The organism is Novipirellula methanifontis (assembly GCF_052161655.1).
Lineage (GTDB): Bacteria > Planctomycetota > Planctomycetia > Pirellulales > Pirellulaceae > Novipirellula.
The window spans coordinates 1,936,712-1,956,933 of record NZ_CP197418.1 but is presented as its reverse complement, the minus strand read 5'-3'; the positions used below and the strand labels follow the sequence as shown (position 1 = coordinate 1,956,933).

The 20,222-nt window shown below is 52.7% G+C and carries 9 protein-coding genes; 5 read left to right on the top strand and 4 right to left on the bottom strand.

Annotated elements, in window-relative coordinates:
• Positions 1-51: 51 nt before the first annotated feature.
• Both SH528x_RS06920 and SH528x_RS06915 read right to left on the bottom strand, forming a co-directional pair.
• Positions 52-2,067 carry a hypothetical protein gene (locus tag SH528x_RS06920; RefSeq protein ID WP_442509786.1) on the bottom strand — a complete coding sequence of 672 codons (2,016 nt, stop codon included), beginning with the start codon at positions 2,065-2,067 and terminating at the stop codon, positions 52-54.
• A gap of 461 nt (positions 2,068-2,528) precedes the next feature.
• A complete protein-coding gene (locus tag SH528x_RS06915; protein ID WP_442509785.1) occupies positions 2,529-2,876 on the bottom strand; it encodes an AAA family ATPase in 348 nt (115 codons plus the stop codon).
• A 1,172-nt stretch (positions 2,877-4,048) separates the two neighbouring features.
• Between SH528x_RS06915 and SH528x_RS06910 the strand changes: the two genes are divergently transcribed.
• The 5 genes from SH528x_RS06910 to SH528x_RS06890 all read left to right on the top strand — a co-directional run bounded on the left by SH528x_RS06910 (position 4,049) and on the right by SH528x_RS06890 (position 15,724).
• Positions 4,049-5,554, top strand: a complete 1,506-nt coding sequence (locus SH528x_RS06910) for an endonuclease/exonuclease/phosphatase family protein (protein WP_442509784.1) — start codon at positions 4,049-4,051, stop codon at positions 5,552-5,554.
• Positions 5,555-5,578: 24 nt separating this feature from the next.
• The gene (locus tag SH528x_RS06905; protein ID WP_442509783.1) at positions 5,579-7,186 is read left to right on the top strand and encodes a phospholipase D-like domain-containing protein; all 1,608 of its coding nucleotides are present in this window, start codon (positions 5,579-5,581) and stop codon (positions 7,184-7,186) included.
• Between the two features lie 870 nt (positions 7,187-8,056).
• Positions 8,057-12,283, top strand: coding sequence for a protein kinase domain-containing protein (locus SH528x_RS06900; RefSeq protein WP_442509782.1), 4,227 nt, complete (start codon positions 8,057-8,059; stop codon positions 12,281-12,283).
• A gap of 140 nt (positions 12,284-12,423) precedes the next feature.
• The gene (locus tag SH528x_RS06895; protein ID WP_442509781.1) at positions 12,424-13,827 is read left to right on the top strand and encodes an FAD-dependent oxidoreductase; all 1,404 of its coding nucleotides are present in this window, start codon (positions 12,424-12,426) and stop codon (positions 13,825-13,827) included.
• Positions 13,828-14,206: 379 nt separating this feature from the next.
• Positions 14,207-15,724, top strand: a complete 1,518-nt coding sequence (locus SH528x_RS06890; RefSeq protein WP_442505442.1) for an ISNCY family transposase — start codon at positions 14,207-14,209, stop codon at positions 15,722-15,724.
• A 223-nt stretch (positions 15,725-15,947) separates the two neighbouring features.
• On the opposite strand, the gene SH528x_RS06885 is transcribed toward SH528x_RS06890, so the two are convergent.
• Both SH528x_RS06885 and SH528x_RS06880 read right to left on the bottom strand, forming a co-directional pair.
• Entirely contained in the window at positions 15,948-16,994 is a 1,047-nt protein-coding gene (locus SH528x_RS06885) for a ribonucleotide-diphosphate reductase subunit beta (RefSeq protein WP_442509780.1), read from the bottom strand.
• Positions 16,995-17,245: 251 nt separating this feature from the next.
• A complete protein-coding gene (locus SH528x_RS06880) occupies positions 17,246-20,110 on the bottom strand; it encodes a ribonucleoside-diphosphate reductase subunit alpha (RefSeq protein WP_442509779.1) in 2,865 nt (954 codons plus the stop codon).
• Between the last annotated feature and the right edge of the window lie 112 nt (positions 20,111-20,222).

The following is a 20,222-nucleotide window of genomic DNA, read 5'->3' as shown; positions in this document are numbered from 1 at the left end:
CAGCAATGGTTTTCAACCGCGCGGCGCGAACCGCTTGGTTGTAAACACTCGCTATGGATCAATCGTCGGCAATTGACGTGCTATATAGCGTGGCACCAGCATGATGACGCGATCGCTGACCGCGTCGTGCGTTATGCGAAATCCTTGCTCACCGCGGCCAGCCATCGCCGTAGAGACCTTTTGCATATAGGTGTCACGTTGATCGCCCACCGGTTCTGACCACACGACGAGTAGCAATCGGTCGTAGGTCGCTTCGGTGCCAACCCACAAGTGATGTTCGTCGACGCGACGCACTTGCATTTCAAACGGTTGTAATGCGGTGTTCAACATTGCACCCGCATCGTCATTGACATAGGGCATCACAAGTTGCTCGGGAGACAAACGCCGCCGATTGGCATCAAACCAATTCACAAGGCAGGTTGCCTGGTTTTTTCGTGATACTCGCCGCAAAAGTTCAGCGATGGTGATCGGTGCATCCAATGCCGGTCCCGAGTCTCCTCCCGTCAGCACAGGCCACGGTCCTGTGACCGATCCCGCAGGATGAGCCCAGCGGTTCAGAAATGTGTCGTCAAGCTTTCCTTCGAGACCACGCATTCGCCGCAGAGATTCAAAAGCAAGCACTGCGAGCTGTTGTTCTCCCAGTGATTTGCCAATTTTCACGGTTCCAGGATCCGCCTCTGCATCGTTTTGCAAGAATTTTCCCAGTACCGAGATCGCCGAAGCACGATCGTCCCCGAAATCTTCGACATCGAAAATAGATTCGACGCGTTTCGCAAATCCTTCTTCATCCATCGTCAACATCGCGTACGACGATTCGAGTCTGAGATTGGCTCCGATCGATTCAGCAAGCTGTTCGAGGTGCTCTTGAGCGGACAGAAATCCACGAGGCGTCGGCACTCGTTGGCGTAGGCTTGTTTCCGTCAAATCCAATGTCATCCAATCCATTTGGACTGGGACCCCTGAGAGTTGGCTAAACAACAACACCAAATCGCTGAGCGGATAGCCTTTTGAGTTCAAAGCGAATTTCAACGCCAAGGCTCGATTCATATCGATCGCAGGAGGCGGTGTCGCGATCATCATCGGATCGAGTGTTTCTTCGGCAGCAGCTTCCACTTTCATTTTGTCGAGCGTCGGCGGCGTGGCAATTGTCGGCTTCGTCTCGTTCGCCTCGCGTCCAAGATCCAACAACACCGTGAATTTACGCAATTCAGCTGGGATCTCATCGAGCTTTGACCTCCCGTCGTCAGCGACGGGGGCAACGGCATCTCGATCCGGTTTCCCAATCGGTCCCAAAGGATCGATGGGAAGCAAATCAGCGGGGATCTCAGGCGAAGTCTTCTCTTTATTCGACGTCACCATCGCAACTTCGGGTATCGTCGGTTGCTCTTGGTCGACATTATTTTTGGGGTCGGCGGCGTCTTCCTCGTCGTGACTTCCCAGCGGCGCATCCGAGACATTTTGCTTCGATTCAACATCCGTTGAGTCGGGTGGCAGGTCCGGGGGCTCAGGAACGATCACTTCAGCAGGGACAACTTCCGTGGCTAGAAGTTCTGGCGGTTGTGTTGCTTCCGCTACTTCGGTGCCTGTGTCACCTCGGCTCCAAGTCCGTACAAACCAAGCGAACACAACGATTGCAATCAGTAGCGTGGCGATCGATACCGCCACGATCATTCCGACTTGACGACTCTTTCGCGTGCGATCGCTTTGCCAACCCTCTGGCGACATTGGCATCGCCGAGTCAGCAAACTGTGACGGAGGAATCGAATCCGATCCGGAAAACGATTCTGCAGAGGATTGTGTCGATTCGGGAAACGGATCCGAATCCATCCCCCCCGCAGAAATGGCATCACGCGTGATCGTCTCGCTATCGACATTGTCGGTCCCCAGAGCGACTCGTTCTGGGGCCGTCGGCAGCGAGTCAGGGACGTTCGACTCGGAATCGCTCTGGATTTCCACCATTGATCCGCATTTCGGACATGCGGAAATCGTCCCCAGCAGTGACGCGTCGGTCACCCGCAAGCGACTTGAACAGGTCAAGCACTGGACTGCAAAAGGTTGAAAAGCCAATCGACCACTTCCAAAGAATCACGTTTCCAACGTCAGACGCTGGTTCCAAGTCTCGTCCGGGAACCGATGCGAGTTCATTTTCGAACGATCTCCCTCTGTTTTATCATGATCATTTTCCAGAGAACAACCAACCGTAATCGAACGATCGCGGATCAGTTATCTCGGTTTGATCACAGGTCACCCTTACGAAACCGCAAATCGGTGTATTCCCCATCCCATTTTGCTGAATTTTACGCCCCCGTGTTTTACGGCCCCGTGTTTTACGCCCCCTCTGCCACTTGCGGGCCTTCGTTTCCACCTGTCATTCCTCCCGTCCCCCCACTCCTGCCTACATCTTCGCTGGCGTACGAGCGTGGGGGGGTAGGGGGCATGCGGTGTTTGGACGAAAGATGGAAATAGTGTCAAAACCCTCGAGTTCCGTCCGGTTTACTGGTTGCCTGGCTCTGCCTGGGAGCGAATGGTCAATCTCCAATTAATGCCATTTGTTGAGCCTCTAACGCGGTCGGCGGTTCAACCTTGGCAGCCAGTTTCTGAACAACGCTCTCGGGAAGCGAGTTGGTCCGCTGCCGATTCTGCTCCCGCAATCGACGCGTCGACGGTTCCAAATAGACCAGCTGCATTGGTGCGTTGTAGTCCGTGAACAAACCGGTCCAACGTGCGAGGGTTTGTCGAATCAAGTTGGTCGCATTCATTGCGAACGACACTCCCGCCCGCGAGTGCTCGCGGCATCGATCTGTCGCCGACTGGATCACTCGTCTTTGATCGTCCGTGGGATCGAATTTAATTTCCTCGCGAATTTCATCCAGCAATACGACAGGCAGATTGGAGCGCTGCTTCGCAAGCTAGGTATCCTTGCCGCTGGCAGGCAGGCCACACATCATTGTCACCGTACAAGTGAAGTCTTCGTGAGGAACGTAATGCAGATTCGGTTCTGCCTTGCCCAGGGCTGTGCCTCAGCCCGTGCGATCTTTTCTGCGTGGCTCAGTCGTGTCAGTTGCAACAAGTTCATTTTCGCATATTTTGATCTCGTTTCTAGGCGGAATTTTGGGAGCGAGAAAAGTATGCCATGTACGTTCTCAAGCTTCTCTCGCTTTATTGCTTCTTCTTGCGTGAAGTGGTTCTCCGTTTCTTCCAGACTCTTCGTGCGCATTTGCGGTTGAGCCGGAGCAGTTGCTTCAGTCGTGTGTCGATCGTGACCACCGTCCCTCGGCTGTTCTCTGCATAAACGAATGGCAGGCAGACGCCGACGACCTTGAGCGGCTCACCAGCGTCTTGGGGGCATGTATCGGAATCGAACAAGTTGCCGGTGAAACGTCGGCTCTGGTCTTATATGCTAAATTAGATGTATTGCACTGCGTAAGTGACATCAATCGTCTTGGTCAGGTTCGCTTCTTTCGTGAGTCATTCTTCATCGATGACTCTGCATCATGACTGACTCGGGCCTCCGGCAATCGTCCGTGGATGGATGCATGCGCGGTATCGAGTTGTGCGAGGAGATGACTGAAACCGATTGGATGTGCCACGGTCATTGCGGGAAGAACGTTTGTCTACCCAGGATTCCCCGCCACCCAATCACCTCGGGCCCGATGAACTCGGCCGAATGCCGGTTGTGCACGATGGCGAGTGCGGTCACCGCGTGGTGTTGGAAAATCGATTCGTTTTGCGTGCTACGGACTTGCTCGCGATAAGTCATTTCGATTTGGGTAACGATTAATCCGATAATCCGATAGAACGGCGTTCGACTCTTCGGAGGCAGTCTGTACGGGTTACAATGAAACCAAAACGAAACTTACTCATTTTGCGTTGCAGCAAAATTGAAATCTCACTCATCTTTTAGAAGTTATTCGGCCTATGACTGTTAACGGTCTATATTCATAGCGGGCGCGAAGTTTGACATGGATTGTTTTGGGGCCGGGGATTCATTTTTTTATAAAAATGTTGGCACGGGACGCTTTTGAGACTCGGAGCTTTGAGTACACAAATGCAGCATATAAGAATTGAATATACCGAGAACATCATCTCTCGAACCATCGAGGGAACATGGCAGGAAATGTCATTCGTGGTGCGAGTGGATAATCTGTCTTATCAGAAGAATGTGTCGGTCCACTGGTGCGGTGAGGAAGGTGCGTGGCATGTCGATGAAGCGAGCTATCGTTGTACGTTGCCAGATGGAAGCGAGTTGTGGTACGCCAATGTACGTCGCCCGTTGACGTCGGAGCATTCTCTGCCGGGGAACATTCGTTACTCGGTGAGTTACGAGTGTGCGGGGCGAACGTTCTGGGACAACAATCATGGCCTGGATTATAAGGTTGATGCTGATTCGGGCGTGATCGTTTATCGTGATGTGCCGGTTCAGCATTTGTTTCATGATCCGGTTTTGCAGGGAGGCAAGGTCTCACTGTCCGTTGACTCTGCAGTGCGGTCTTCCCTGAACGCTAAGAGTGTACGGATTCACTGGTCAACCGATAAGTGGAAGACGAGTCAGGTGACGCGTTGTTTCAAACGACCAAATCACTGGGACTTGGTTCGCGGTAGTGTCGCGCGGAACCCTAACCGATACGGCTGGGAGATCTGGACGGGGCGCCTGCCGATTCAACATTCGTATCGTGTAGAATATGCGATTGAATCGGAGACGGATCAGGGAATCGTCTGGGATAACTGCAATGGTGCGAATTACCAGTCGCGACGAAGCACGCTTCGTGTGCTGACGCTGAATCTGCATTGTTATCAGGAGAGTAATCAGGAAGCAAAGTTCCAGCAGATTGCTCAGGCCATTCAGGATTTTCAAATTGATCTGGTGTGTCTACAGGAGGTTGCTGAGAACTGGAATGAGGGGAACGGCGACTGGGCTTCCAATGCAGCACGGCTGATCAATTCGTTTCTGCCGTTTCAGTATCACTTGCACACCGATTATTCGCATCTAGGATTTGATCGTTATCGCGAAGGCGTTGCTATTCTGAGTCGGCATGAATTTTCGACCACGGATTCGGGGTACGTATCGGAAAGTCAGGATGTTTTTGACATTCATGCACGACGCGTCGTTATGGCGCAGGTGCATATTCCGTATTTCGGGCCCGTGAATCTGTTTAGTGCTCATCTGAGTTGGCCAGAGGATGGTTTCTACACGCAGTTTGATCGTACGCGTCAATGGGCAGATGAACGTCACAACGAGAATGTGACGGCCACTCTGATTTGCGGTGATTTCAATATCAAGGCGGGTTCCGAGGCTTATTGCCACATCGTGAATACCAGCGAGTATGAGGATCAGTATCTCAAGACGGTAAATCGACCGGCGTTTGACCAGGTTTACTGCGAATGCGTTCAGGATATTGGTGGTGCGATCGGGCATGATGGCCGGATCGATTACATCTTTTTAAAGAAGGGCTCTCGGGTGCAATCTCTCAATGGCCTGGAACTGTTCACCGACCATTCCTACGGACGTGTTTCGGATCACACGGGTTACTACGTAGAATTTGAACTTACATAACATCATTGAGAAATAGAAGAATTTATGAGTTCATATTTTGCAGAACGATATGCAAGACCGGTCCATGCGAGGCTAGAGGTCCCGTTTGAACGCAGGAACGATTTCAATGATCTGTTTTACCTGCGGCGCGGAACGCTGATATTTGATGTGGACTGGGGGGTAGACCTCAATATCAAGGTGGTCGTCAAGGTCTTTCACGAGGACGGCAGTCATGAGCAGTATATTGTTCATACTGATCCAATCAACGTGCATGGGAATAAACATCAACGCATCACGCGTGATATTTTCATTCACATGCAGTCGATGCATCAGGGGCGCGTTACCTGCGTAAAGTTCTCCTATATTTTGCATCACGAGTTCAGGTCGATTCCATCGGAATTTGAATACATCTTTATGGATGGCCCGCATGTCGAATTGCAGGGTGAGCAGAACCGTGCCGTTTCGCCACAATGGAAGACACGCAACGAATACCACACGGTCGAACTGAATGATCATATTTTGCAGAATGATGTGGACTGGATTAACCACAACTATCAGTCACTGAACCTGATTCCCAAGTTCACAAAGGGCCAGACGTATCATCCATATCACCCCAAACGTTTTATTCACGATCACATTGATAAGGTGATCTGGAAGAAGCAGGCGGATCCGGCGGGGCTGCATGCGATCAAGGTGTGTGTCGACTGCATTGATGACAAGGATTTTTGCAATCACCTGCTTTACGCTCATCAATGCGGGGTCTTGGTGCAGGTCATCGTGGATTGGCGCAAGATGACGCTGACCAACAGCAAGAATTACCTCAAGTTGAAGCGGTCCGGCATTGAACTGCTGGGCGAAGTCTGCACCACGAGCGATCCGCTGGCGGAAGTCGCCACGGACATGCATAACAAGTTCATCATTTTTGATGATGAGGACTGTATCATCGGCTCGTTCAACATCACTTTTGATCAGTGGGGAGCCAACTGGGAGTCGGGAATGACATTCCACTCCAAGGGAATGTGCCGTCTGCTAGACAACATCTTTCAGTCCATCCGCGGGGGAGTGATTCAACGTTACGGAGTCGATCCGCGCAGCCCATTCAATCTTTACTACACCTTCGGACGTACAGCCATGCTCAATGGCAAGTACTATCGTCCGCATCACGCGATTTTTTCGGAAATCAACCGAGCGCAACATTCGATCGATCTCTGTTTGTTTCTGATCGGTGAATTGCGAGGTGAACATGGCGAAAGTGTGGTGGATGCCCTGATTCATGCGCATCATCGCGGTGTGAAAGTGCGTGCGATCTTCAATGGACATTTGGCGTGGCAGGGCGACATTCGCAAGCCGCGAACGATGGAGAAGGAATTCAGTCGTCATCTGTTGCCGGCCGTGCAGCGACTCAAGGATGCCGGCATTCCGATTGCACTGGTTTACGGCATCTTCGACCGACCGATTCCCTATTCGCCGATTCATTCGAAACAGTGCGTGATTGATCGTCGCATTGTCATCGACGGCAGCTTCAACTGGTACAATACCTCCGTTCTGTCCCACGACTTGCTCGTCGTGGTGAACAATGAAGACGTCGCCGAGCACTATCTGCACGAAGCTCAGCAGATTCTAGACACCTTCCGCGTATTCTGGTTGAACTAGGGTGCGTCGGCCCGCGATCTCGAGTGGGCCGAGAGACGCTCAAATCCTCGTCTGCGGTTCTTCACTTCGCCGCGCTGTCACGATAGCTAACCGTTTTGCAATCTTGCTGGTTCGCAAAAAAAAAATACTTGTGTTCAAGGAAGTGCAATCCCGCGAACACTCGTTGCCGGTTTCATCCGACGTAGGAATTCGCAGGAGATACTTGCCATGTGACCGCAATCTAAAAGATTCTCATGGCAACGACCTACGCCCTCGCAAACGCATCGAACCGCCGAGCTACCGTTCCTGCCCGAAGCCGTTTCGATCCTTACGCCATCCGAAGTCACGCAATAAGTCGACGTCGCCGTATTGGTGGACAGAGTGAAACAAATCTGGATACGAGCTGGAGCCGAAGACGAGCAAGCTAGCCAGTCGCCTCAAGATGCCGGCAATTACGAATTGGTTTATAGGGGGACACGCATGGTGCATGCTTCTAGTTGGACTGTCCCACTTAGTGAGCCGAACGCGCTAGCGTCGGGCCGACGGTGAGTAAAACGGTTTGAAAATGAAGCCCGCGACTAGCGCCGTCGGCTCACAAATACAGGGGAAACCTAAAACTGGGACAGTCGAACTAGTGAAAGTGAAATAAAGTGTGAAGGCTAGCCGTCTGGAAATGGTTCGCGTCAGCCATTCGTTATTCGTCATATGAGTGATCGTACACTCTCGATCGTTATCGTTTAGAATGGTTACGCTGTGGCCCCGTGCATGGAAGATTCGCGTGCATCTAGCCCGTTCAACAGCAATGCTCTCATCTGCCCGCCAACCAGCTCTTTCGCCGCTGGGGGGTGCTGTGTCCTCCCAGTTGGTCCTCCAGCTCCGCAAAAGTTCTTGATGTCAAACGATGATTTGATGGGAACCCATCCGACAGAACCTGATGGGCTAGCTCCGAAAGAGTTGATCGATCCGTGTGTTGAAGATTTGTCTCAGGGGAAGACATTTCAGAATACGCCGACCGGAGATTTGGATTCAGAACCGAAGTTTTTCTATGATGTCGATAAACTGCAGACTTTGGGCCGTTACGAGTTGCGCGAGGAATTGGGACGCGGTGGATTCGGCGCGGTGTACGTTGGTTTTGATCCTAAACTTGATCGCGAGGTGGCGATCAAGATTCCGCTGCTTGCCGCGCATCTTGGCGATGTTGAAAAGGCCTTTCTGAATGAAGCTCGCCGGCTCGCTCAACTTCGTCACCATGGAATCGTTACCGTTCATGATGTGGGGGTTGATCACGGTTGTTGCTATATCGTCTCGGAATACTTGCAAGGCTACGGACTCTATGATTGGCTGAAGCAGAACAAACCCACTTGGCAGCAGGTGGCGACTATCGTGGCAGCCCTCGCGGATGCGCTCGCCCACGCCCACTCGCAGAGCACGATTCATCGGGATATTAAGCCAGGCAACATTATTCTGGTCTCCGAAGCCGAAGGGTTGGTACCCAAGCTGGTCGACTTTGGTCTCGCTATCAGCGAATCGCATGTCACTGGCGATCAGCGTGGGAGGATTGTCGGGACGCCGGCTTACATGTCTCCTGAGCAGACGCGTGGTCATGCGCACCGCATCGACGGTCGCACGGATATCTATTCGCTAGGCATTGTGCTGTATGAAATGCTGTGTGGTCAGCTCCCGTTTCGATCGGCAATCCGTACCGAATTGACACGCCGAATTCGCGAAGACGCGCCTCAGCCACCACGCCAACTGGTCAACGGCATCCCGTCCGAATTGGAAGACGTTTGTCTGAAGGCAATTTCCAAGAAGGAAGATGACCGGTATCGAACTGCGGGTGATATGGCGAGCGCATTGCGTGCGATTCTTCAGACCAGCGATTCGCAACCTCACCCGCCCATTTCGGCGATACCCGACTCGGTTCCGGTTTCCGGCGATTCTCGCAACGTGATGACAACGTCAGCATCGCGCCGAGCGCGCGACGCCGAGCGACGACAATTGACTGTGATGATCTGCAACTGCGACGCCACCAATCTTGAAGAATCGTTGGCGACACTGGACCCCGAAGAACAGCGTGAAGTTCTGACGGATTTCCGAATCCTTTGTGAAGGGGCGGTTGGACGATTCGGCGGGACGGTGATCCAGTCGACGGGACAGGAGATGCTTGTCTGCTTTGGTTACCCCATCGCCTATGAAGACGCACCGCATCGCGCGATTCGCTCGGGTTTGCGAATCATGGATGACATGAAACAGTTAAACAAATCTTTTCAGAAGCAGAATCGGATTCAACTGTCCGCGTGGGCTGCCATTCATACCGGCGTGGTCGTCGTGGGCAGTTCGGTCGACAGTGAAAACGCCGACTCGTTTTCGATTGTGGGCGATGCTCGAAATGTAATCAGCCGACTGGAGGCACTGACCGAGCAAGGTCAAGTCATCATCAGCGAAGCAACGCATCTGCTTGTCAAAGACTTTTTCGTTTGCAAAAGCCGCGGTTCGCAAAAGATCAGGGGAATTCCTCAGCCCATCGAACTCTTTCAGATCATGGAAGAAGGTGCCATCCGCAGTCGTGTGGAATTAGTGGACCCCGTTAATCTTACGCCGCTGGTGGGCCGTGACATGGAGTTGGGGATCATCAAGGACCGCTGGGAGCATGCTAAGGAAGGCTCGGGGCAGGTCGTGCTGTTGATCGGCGACGCAGGACTGGGCAAGTCAAGGTTGGTGCGAGAAATCAAACAGCATTTGGCAGACGAGACGGCCAATTATCTTCCCCCGGTGATTGAATGGCGCTGTTCGGCATATCATTCCGACAGTACCCTCCATCCGGTGACGGAGTTCTTTAAGCAGTTGCTCGGCTTCTCTCGCAATGACTCGCCCGAGTCTCGCCTCGACAAACTCGTTCACCACTTGCAAGAACTCCAATTAGACGATCCTGATCAAATTGCTTTGTTTGCTTCGCTGCTGTCGGTGCCACCGGACCATCGATGCGCTCCAATCACGCTTTCCCCTAGTCGCCAAAAAGAGCGGACACAAGCACTGTTGCTGGAATGGTTGCGTCAATACTCTTCCGCTCATCCAGTGCTACTGATCGTCGAAGATCTGCACTGGGTCGATCCGTCAACGTTAGAGTTTCTAAGTTTGCACGTCGACGAAGGACTGCACGACAGTGCGTTGACGCTGCTCACATTTCGGCCCGAGTTTCGCACGCCGTGGCAAAGCTACGGTCACCAAACGCAAGTCGCGCTGACACGGTTGACGAAGCGGCAAATCGGCGAACTGATTCAACGCAAAACAGGCATAGACGTGATCCCGTCCGAAGTCATTGAGCAACTTGCCGAACGCACGGACGGTGTGCCACTCTTCGTTGAGGAGTTTACGCAGATGGTGCAGGATTCCGGAGCGTTAGACGCAAACCAAAAAGGCGAACACATAGCGGTCGCGCTAAGTACCATCCCGGTTACCCTACACGACTTGTTGGCCGCTCGGTTGGATCGCATGGATAGCGATCCGAATGTGGTTCAACTCGGAGCGACTTTCGGTCGCGAGTTTACCTACGAATTGATGCACGCGGCGTCCGAATTGCAGGAAGAGGTGTTGCAGGAAGAACTGGCCAAACTCGTCGAGGCTGAGTTGTTGTTTCAAAAAGGACGACCACCCAGTTGCAGTTACATTTTCAAGCACGCACTGATTCAAGACGCCGCGTACAATTCGGTGCTGAAAAAGAAGCGTCAGCAATTTCACAAGACGATCGCAGAGACAATTGAAAACGGCTTCGAGCAAACCGTGGCGACACATCCGGAATTGCTGGCACATCATTACGCCGAGGCGGACGAGACCGCAAAGGCGGTCGCGTATTATCTGAAGGCTGGCCAGTATGCGCAGCAGCGTTCTGCCAACACCGAAGCGATCCACCATTTAATGCATGGGTTGGAAGTGCTGGAATCACTCAGCGATTCGCCACAGCGAGACCAGTTGGAATTAAGTTTGCAACTGACGCTTGCGCCTGTTTTAATGGCCGCTCGCGGTTGGTCCGCGCAGGAGGTTGGCACCGCGATTGAACGAGCTCAGCGACTCGTTACGAAATACGGGACGCTCGAAGACCGCTTCTTTGTGATGTGGGGTCTCTGGGGCTGGCGATTGATTCGCGCGGACATGGACATTTGTGATGACATTGCCAAAGAAGTGATGCAGTTGGTTGTTAATGCTTCGGACGGCAGCGGTCTGCTTTCCGAGGCGTATTGGGTCGTTGGTGCGACTGCGTACTACAAAGGAGATTTACGGTCAGGACTCGACCTGCTTGAGGAAGGACTGAAACGCATTGAACCTGAAAAAGAACGCGAATCTTCTCTGAAGACTGGCCAGCGTTGTAGCGTCTTGTGTCGCAGCCACGCCGCGCTCGCGCTTTGGCAATTAGGGTTCCCCGATCAAGCACTTCAGCATGCTGATGAAACGATTCGGCGTGCGCGAGAGCAAAACCATCCGTTCAGTTTCGCGATGGGACTGTTCTTTCGTCGGCAAGTCCTTGAATTCTGTGGACTCGTTGATCAGGCACAGGAAAGTATTGAAGAAGAATATGCGATCTGTCATGAAAATGGCTTCGTGTTCTTTGAAACACACGCCATTTTCGGTCGTGGAAATTATCTGCTCCGAGATGGAAATGTCGATGAAGCCAGCGAACAATTTGAACACGGATTGAAAATCTTGAGAGCAACCGGTGGCAATTTGTCGATGGACCATCCGTATCGCAATATTGCTGAAGCGTATCTCTTGGCGGGGATTCCAAGCAGTGCCAAGCAATGGATCGACCGCGGTTTCGATCTCGTCAACTCTCACAACGAACGTGGCATGGAAAGCGAGTTCTTGAGACTAAGAGGGGAATGGTCGCTGGCGGCTGGTGACGAAGCAAAAGCCGAGGAAAGTTTTCGCGAAGCGATAAAGGTTGCCCAACGTAAGCAGGCCAAGTCCTGGGAACTTCGTTCGTGCGTTCGGTTGGTGGAGCTGACGACGCAACAGGGCAAAGCTTCGGAAGCACGGAAGATGCTGGAAACAATTTATGAGTTCTTTACCGAGGGCTTTCAAACATCCGATCTCGTTCGGGCGAAAACGCTTCTGGACTCATAGTCGTTGGGTAGAGAAACGGTTGACGACTTCCCCTGCGAACTGCGGCCCCATTGTAGAGCAGTATGCGATGCGTCGATTCCGCATTTGCCCTATGCTGGCGTTGTATTCTGTCGTCTGGTCGTTTCCCAAGGTGCTTGCAAATGATGAGTGACGCGAACCAAGGACTGGGGCAACACGCAATCGTGATCGGTGGCAGTATTTCTGGGCTGCTAACAGCAAGTGTGCTGATCCGCCATTTTCAACGCGTGACGATTGTTGAACGAGACAACCTTTCGGATGACGGGGAACCGCGAAAAGGTGTGCCGCAAGGAAGTCATGTGCATGTCATCTTTAGCGGTGGGATGCGTGTCATTGATCAGTTATTCCCAGGCTTCTCGGATGAGTTGGCTGCTAGCGGAGCCGTCGTCTGTGATTTTTCTAGAGACTTGTGTTGGTACCATGCCGGTGTCTGGAAGTCACGTCCTAAATCGAATCTGAAATCCTATTGGCAAACGAGGCCTTTCTTAGAAGCTCACTTGCGCCGGCGGATGAGCGAAGATGCCGGCATTCAAATCGAAGAGGGGGCAAGCGTGGTGGGCCTGTTGGCGGATCCCGAGAGGACACGCATCACGGGTGTCGAAATTCGTTGGGGTTCAGATGACGAAACGCAATCGATCGATGCCGACTTGGTCGTCGACGCCAGTGGCCGCGGCAGCCAAACGCCAAAATGGATCGAATCATTGGGTTACGTGCGGCCTAAGGAAATTGCCGTCCAAGTCAATATCGGTTACGCAAGTCGCGACTGCGAACCGAGTCAGGACGACGCTCGTGATTGGAAAATCATGGCACTCTACGGCACTCCGCCACTCAATACGCGAACAGGCTATGTGTTTCCCATCGAAGGAAACCGGTGGAGAGTCAGTCAGGTCGGATTTCTGAACGATACGCCACCCGCGGACGAGGAAGCGTACCTTGAATTTGCGAAGTCGTTAGAACGTCCCGACTTTTACGAAGCGATCAAAGATGCGAGACCGCTGTCGCCGATTGCGTCCTTCAAATTTCCCGCAGACAAATGGCGGCGCTACGACCAACTGTCACGATTTCCGGCCGGTCTGCTGGTCATCGGGGACGCGATTTCCACTTTCAATCCCGTTTATGGTCAAGGCATGAGCGCGTCGGCATTGGAAGTCGATGAATTACGCCAAGTACTGGAATGCCAACCGCACGGAAAGGGAATTCCAGCAGACCTCTACAGGACGTTCTTTCGCAGGTCAGCGAAAGTCATCAAGGTGCCATGGTTGCTCGCCACGCAATCGGACTTCCTCTATCCGCAAACAACTGGCAGGCGAGATTTTTACACCAATGCATTGAACTGGTACCTCGTTCGTATGCTTAGACTCTGTTCCGGAAACGACCGAATCACGAAAACGTTCTACGAGGTGTTGCACTTCATTAAGAAACCATCCGCCTTCTTTCACCCACAGATTTTGTCTCGCGTGCTTGCTCGCTCCTTGGGCTTCTCTGGTTCCTCGCGATCTGCAAAGGATCGTCCGCGACTGCCCTAAGCAGGTAGGCAGGAATCTTTGGGTGAATTCCCGTTAGCCGTTTGGGCCAACGCTGTGAAGGATTTTTCCCTCTAAGGAAAACGCGAATCAACTGTAGCGAAAGTCGCAGAAACTTTCGACCACGCGAGTAAAACCGAAACTCTCTGCGAGTTTCGCTACGAAAAAATGCTTCACAGCGTTGTCCCATTAAGATCGTTGTTCGGTCGCTCGGTCGATGCGGGTTAAAACAACTCGTTTTCATTCCTGCTAAATCGCTAGTAAGGACCATCGAAACAATAACTGTCGTAGCTAGTGTCTGTCATCAAACAGAATGATCCCGTGTTTTACGGGGTTATTTAGAAAAAAGCTCCTTGAAGACTGAACCGTTTGACCGGTTCGAGTGTTGAAACAGTTAGGAAAAACCAATTTCATCACAAATCTTCAAGGAGTGGTCGAGATGCGAAAGAGTTATGAACCTCAGATGCGGTTCGCAGCAACCCCCATCGCGCAGTTGCAATTGAATCTGAATTGTCGTGACGAAATTATACCCGTTCTCGCTGCCCTGCGTCATGTCTATCTCGACGGTCCGCTGCGAAGAAGCCTTACCAACTTAATCGCGCAAGATGTCAGTGAGCTCTCGCGCCGCGATACCGGCAGACCCGGTTTCGATGATTGGCAAATTCTCGTGCTGGCAGTGCTCAGAATGAATTGCAATTTCGACTACGACAAACTCCAAGACCAAGCCGAGAACCATCACAATCTCCGTACGATCCTCGGTGTTGACGATTGGGAGCAAGACCCGAATTTCGACTTTCGCCGTATTCGCAATTCGTGTTGTCTGATCAAGCCTGAGACAATTGAGAAGATCAACCACATCATTGTTCGACACGGACAACAGTTCCATGGCGATGCAGTAGGATCGGCTCGCGCCGACTCGTTCGTGATCGAAACGAATATTCATTACCCAACCGAAAGCAGCTTGATGTACGACGGGATGCGGAAGATCATCCCGCTGGCCCGCACCCTTGCTGACGAAATCAGTCTTCCTCGGTGGCGTCAGTCCGCTCACTTGTTAAAGACGATCAAAAAGCTTCATCGACAAATTAATCAGCTCTCTGCCAGTCGTATCGTCAAAAAGAAGGAGGCGATCGAATCGCTCTACTGTAGCCTGATAGAGCGTGTAGACTTGATCCTCCAAAGAGTCAAAACACTGGAAAAGGCAGCGAAAAACGCATTGCCTCTCTCGCTGCACATTCGGCTTGAGGAACTCACGGGTTGGGCCAGTTTGACCCAACAGGTTCGTGATACCGCGCATCGCCGAGTGGTGCTGGGCGAGAGCGTTCCCAACAGCGAGAAGCTGTTCAGCCTTTTCGAAACTCATACGCAACTCTACCAACGTGGCAAAGCAGGCGAGCCGATTCAGTATGGACGACTGGCAATGATCTTTGAGGACGGTGCGGGCTTCATCAGCCATTACTATCTGATGGATCGTGATGAAACCGACGGCAGTGTCGTGGTTGAGCAAACGAAGATCGCCCAGCAGCGTCACCAAGGTAAGCTTGAAGAACTTTCGCTTGATCGTGGCTTTCACAGCGCGGCGAACGTTAAAGCCTTGTTGCCGATCGTTGGCAACGTCAGTTGTCCATCGCGGAACTCTCAAAACTTTGCAACCGAAGTTGCCAACGAGTCAGACGACTCACGCCGACGTCGACACCGTCACGCAGGAATCGAATCCGCGGTCGGTGCGTTGCAGCGGGGCAACGGATTGAAACGTTGTCGTGACCGCAGTGAAGTTGGTTTTAAACGCTATCTTGGCCTAGCCGTGCTGGGGCGGAACCTGCAGGTGCTTGGCCGGCTATTGATCGCGGCAGAAAACCCCGACGCTGCAGCGGCAAAGACAGTACGTGCAGCGGCCTAATTAGGTCAAAGACACAACGCAGAGTTGATCAACGACACCCTCCTGGCTGAAGGTACGCGCAGTCATCTGAAAACACTGCAAATTCGCCCCTCATCGTGGTGTTGAAGGCGGGTCGCCAACAATCTTCACACTAACGTTTCGCCCTCTCAAGCTGTAAAATTACGCCGCCTCGAGGTTTTATGACAGACACTAGCTACAAACAATGCGTCATGGCATTAGCGGATCAATCCCAACTGAGACTTCCCGCGGATTGATACTCGGTCACACGCGTTTCGAAAAAGTTTTTCTCTTTCGCCAAATCCATTGTCTCGCTCATCCAGGGAAATGGATTGGACGATCCGTATTGCATCGGCAACCCAATTCGCTCGAGCCGACGATCGGCAATGTATTGGACATAGTCGCGGAACAGGTCGTGATTGAGTCCCAAAATTCCCGTCGGCAAACAATCCCGTGCGTAATCGAGCTCCAACTCGACCGCTTGCTTTACTCGGTCGATCATCGCGTTTTGGAACGCTTCGGTCCACAAATGAGGATTTTCGGCTTTGATGCCGTTGATCAAATCGATCCCGAAATTGAGGTGGATCGTTTCGTCTCGCAAGATGTACTGAAACTGTTCTCCGATCCCGGTCATCAGGTTGCGGCGATGAAACGACAACATCATCACGAAGCCGGTGTAAAAGAACACCCCTTCCATAATCAAGTAATAGCCGATCAAGTTTTTCAGGAACGCTTGAGCTCCATCGTCCGTGGACGTGGTAAAGTGCGGATCGAGCACTTCGGCGGTCAACTCGGTTTCAAACGCATCTTTGCGAGCGATCGAGGGGACTTCGTGATACATGTTGAACACTTCGCCTTCGTCCAGCCCCAGACTGTCGACCACGTACAAAAACGTGTGCGAATGCACGGCTTCTTCAAACGCTTGTCGTAGTAAGTATTGACGACACTCGGCGTTGGTGACGTGTTTGAAAATCGCGAGCACAAGGTTATTGCCGACCAGACTTTCGGCGGTCGAAAAGAATCCCAGGTTTCGCATAATCACACGGCGTTCGGCATCACTCAATCGGTCGCTTCGCCAAGTTTCGATGTCCTTGGTCATCGGCACTTCGGTCGGCATCCAGTGATTGGCACATCCGTTCTGGTAGTGTTCCCAAGCCCAGTTGTATTTCAGCGGCATCAATTGGTTGACGTCCACTTGGCTGCAGTTGATCAATCGTTTTTGGTTCGCAGCAAAACGATCGGCTTGAAGTTTGGTGTTTTCGGGTGCGGTCATGGCCTACATCCTCGGGTCGGTAGGAATGGGGATAGTGGATCGAGTGCGAAGCCAAGCGGCTAAGCCAAGACGGGTGTTACAAATGATCGGACCTTCGACCACTTGGGATCGAAGGGGAAAAAAACTGCCGTAGATTAAAGCGTTGATAGAGCGTAGGGCCGGTTCCTACCGGCCGACTCCATCGAGCGGTCAAAGACGGCCGGTGGGAACCGGCCCTACTCGAAACGGGACACAGACTCGCCGATCGATCCTTATTGGCATGCCTCGCAATCGGGATCGTCGATCGAACAAGCCGCTGCAGCAGTTGCAGGTATCCGGTCGACACGGATTTGCCCCGATTGACTCTGCGATTTCATCCACCGCGGTTGGATGCCGTGCCGGTTCACATCGACTGTCGACTTTTCAACTTGTGTGGCCGCCAACGAACGTAAGTAGTACGTCGTTTTCAACCCGCGTTGCCATGCCAGGTGGTACATCGCATCAATCGATTTCCCGCTCGGTTTAGCCAAGTACAAGTTCAGCGATTGCCCTTGGTCGATCCATTTTTGGCGTCGCGAGGCGGCTTCGATCAACCATTTCGGTTCGATCTCCATCGCGGTGGCAAACAGACGCTTGACCGATTCGGGAATTCGCTGAATGTCAGTGAGCGATCCGTCGTGGTACTTCAGCGAATCCAGCATTTGTGCGTCCCACAATCCATGTTCGCTCAATACGTCGACAAGCGGTGCGTTGATCTGAGTAAACTCGCCCGACAGGTTGCTCTTGGCATACAGCAATTTGTAAGTCGGTTCGATCGACTGAGTGACCCCAATGATGGTCGAGATCGTTGCGGTCGGCGCGATTGCCAAGCAGTTGCTATTTCGCATCCCATGGGTGGCAATCGCGTCGCGAACCACTTGCCAGTCCATCGTTGTCGATCGGTCGACGTCGACCGGGGTGTCGCGTTCTTGTTGCAGCAGTTCAATCGTATCGATCGGTAACAAGCCGCGATCCCATTTTGATCCGCTGTACGATTCGTAGCGACCTCGCTCGGCCGCCAATTGACTGGACGCCAACAGAGCATAGTAGCTGATCGCTTCCATGCTGCGATCGGCAAATTCGACCGCTTCGTCACTGGCCACTGCAATCTGCAAGCGATGAAGTGCGTCTTGGTATCCCATCAACCCAAGCCCTACGGGACGATGACGAAGATTGGCGTTGCGTGCTTCGACGGTGGGATAGAAATTGATGTCGATCACGTTGTCTAGCATCCGCATCGCGGTGGTGATCGTCACTTTTAACAAATCGTGATCCAGGCGACCGTCGATCACATGGGCTGCGAGATTGACGCTGCCCAGATTGCAAACGGCGGTCTCGTCTTCGCTGGTGTTCAGCAAGATTTCGGTGCACAGGTTACTGCTGTGGACGACGCCCGCGTGGTCCTGCGGGCTGCGGATGTTCGACGGGTCTTTGAACGTCACCCAGGGATGTCCGGTTTCAAACGTGCGAGTAAGCAGTTTTCTCCACAGCTCGGTCGCTGAAACTTGACGGTGTTGTTTCATTTTTCCTGCAGCGGCGAGTCGCTCGTAGTGCTCGTACCGTTCGCGGAAACGACGACCGTAAGTATCGTGTAGGTCGCTTGCTTCATCGGGACTAAACAGCGTCCAAGTGCCGTTTTCACGAACTCGCTGCATGAACAGATCGGGGATCCACGCGGCAGTGTGCATGTCGTGGGTCCGCCGCCGATCGTCGCCGGTGTTCTTTCTCAGGTCCAAGAACTCTTCGAAATCAAGATGCCACGGTTCCAGATACGCACACACGGCTCCTTTTCGTTTGCCGCCTTGGTTTACTGCCACCGCCGCGTCGTTGACGATCTTTAAAAATGGAATCACCCCCTGGCTGGTGCCGTTGGTTCCTTTGATTAACGATCCGGTGGCACGGACATGTGTCCAATCGTTGCCCAGTCCGCCAGCCCACTTGGAAAGCATCGCGTTGTCGCCAATGCTTTTGAAAATGTGAGCAAGATCGTCTTGCACCGTCGTTAAATAGCAGCTGCTCAATTGCGGATGCTGAGTTCCCGAGTTGAACAGCGTCGGCGTCGCACTGGTAAACCGGAACGACGACAGCAGTTGATAGAACTCGATTGCACGATCGGTTCGCTGATTTTCAGCTTCACGAAGTGCTAACCCCATCGCGACTCGCATCCAAAAGTATTGCGGAGTTTCGATGCGGCGGCCATCGATATGCAGCAGGTAGCGGTCGTAAATCGTCTGGACGCCCAAATAGCGAAACAACTTGTCTCGTTCGGGGAGCAAGGCGTCGGCGATCTTGGAAAGATCAAAGCTGCGCAGCTGGTCGGACAATCGACCGCAGCGAATCCCTTCGATCACGTAATGTTCAAAACGATCGCGATAGGTGCCCGTGAAGTCCGAGTCAATTTGGGTCAAACCGAGCGTTTGGCGGTACACAATGGCCAACTGCATTGCCGCAGCAAATCGGTCGTAGTCCATGCTTCGCTCGATACGACTGCGAGCCGAAAGCACGAGGGCGCGGGCGATGTCCTCGGGAGTCATCCCGTCGAATGATCCGCGAATGACTTCGGCAACGATTTCGCTGGTCTCGATGTTCGGCAGTGTCGACTCGGGAATCGATTCGAGAAATGCTTTTAACTTGGCTTCCGAAAATGCAACATGCACTCCCGGTTCAATCTGCAGTCGTAATTGCGGGACAGAGCTGCTGTTGTCGATCGACAGTTCGTCCAGTCCCGAGTCAACGTGACGCACCGCTCGCAGTCGTGCGTGCTCGGTTCGATACAGGATATAACGCCGCGCGACTCGAAAATGCTCTCGCTGCATCAACCCAATTTCGACCACGTCCTGGATCTGTTCGACACTCAAACATCCCGACGCAGCGCCCCCGGATGCGAACTCATAGACTTGCTCAATGATCGCCAGCACGTCTTGCTCGATTTGCGAGGCAAGCGGTTGGCCTTCGGCAAGATTCAATTCCGCACGAAACGCTTTCTCGATCGCCGATTCGATGCGACTACGGTCCATCTCGACTTCGCGACCATCGCGTTTACGAACTTTCAATAGAGGAGTGGTGCGGCTTGCCTTTGCCGAAGTCGTCTCAGACATGGTCATCCTAGGGCTGCGGTGCTAGCTCGGTTCGATCTCTGGCCAGCGACGAATTGCAAATTCCGTGGCGGTGTTGGCCAATGAGTTCGCGCGTATCGTCAGCCGAAACTGA

Coding starts and splice junctions, on each gene's coding strand:
- SH528x_RS06910 (WP_442509784.1), top strand. CDS start 4,049: ATGCAGCATATAAGAATTGAATATACCGAGAACATCATCTCTCGAACC.
- SH528x_RS06905 (WP_442509783.1), top strand. CDS start 5,579: ATGAGTTCATATTTTGCAGAACGATATGCAAGACCGGTCCATGCGAGG.
- SH528x_RS06900 (WP_442509782.1), top strand. CDS start 8,057: ATGTCAAACGATGATTTGATGGGAACCCATCCGACAGAACCTGATGGG.
- SH528x_RS06895 (WP_442509781.1), top strand. CDS start 12,424: ATGATGAGTGACGCGAACCAAGGACTGGGGCAACACGCAATCGTGATC.
- SH528x_RS06885 (WP_442509780.1), bottom strand. CDS start 16,994: ATGACCGCACCCGAAAACACCAAACTTCAAGCCGATCGTTTTGCTGCG.
- SH528x_RS06880 (WP_442509779.1), bottom strand. CDS start 20,110: ATGTCTGAGACGACTTCGGCAAAGGCAAGCCGCACCACTCCTCTATTG.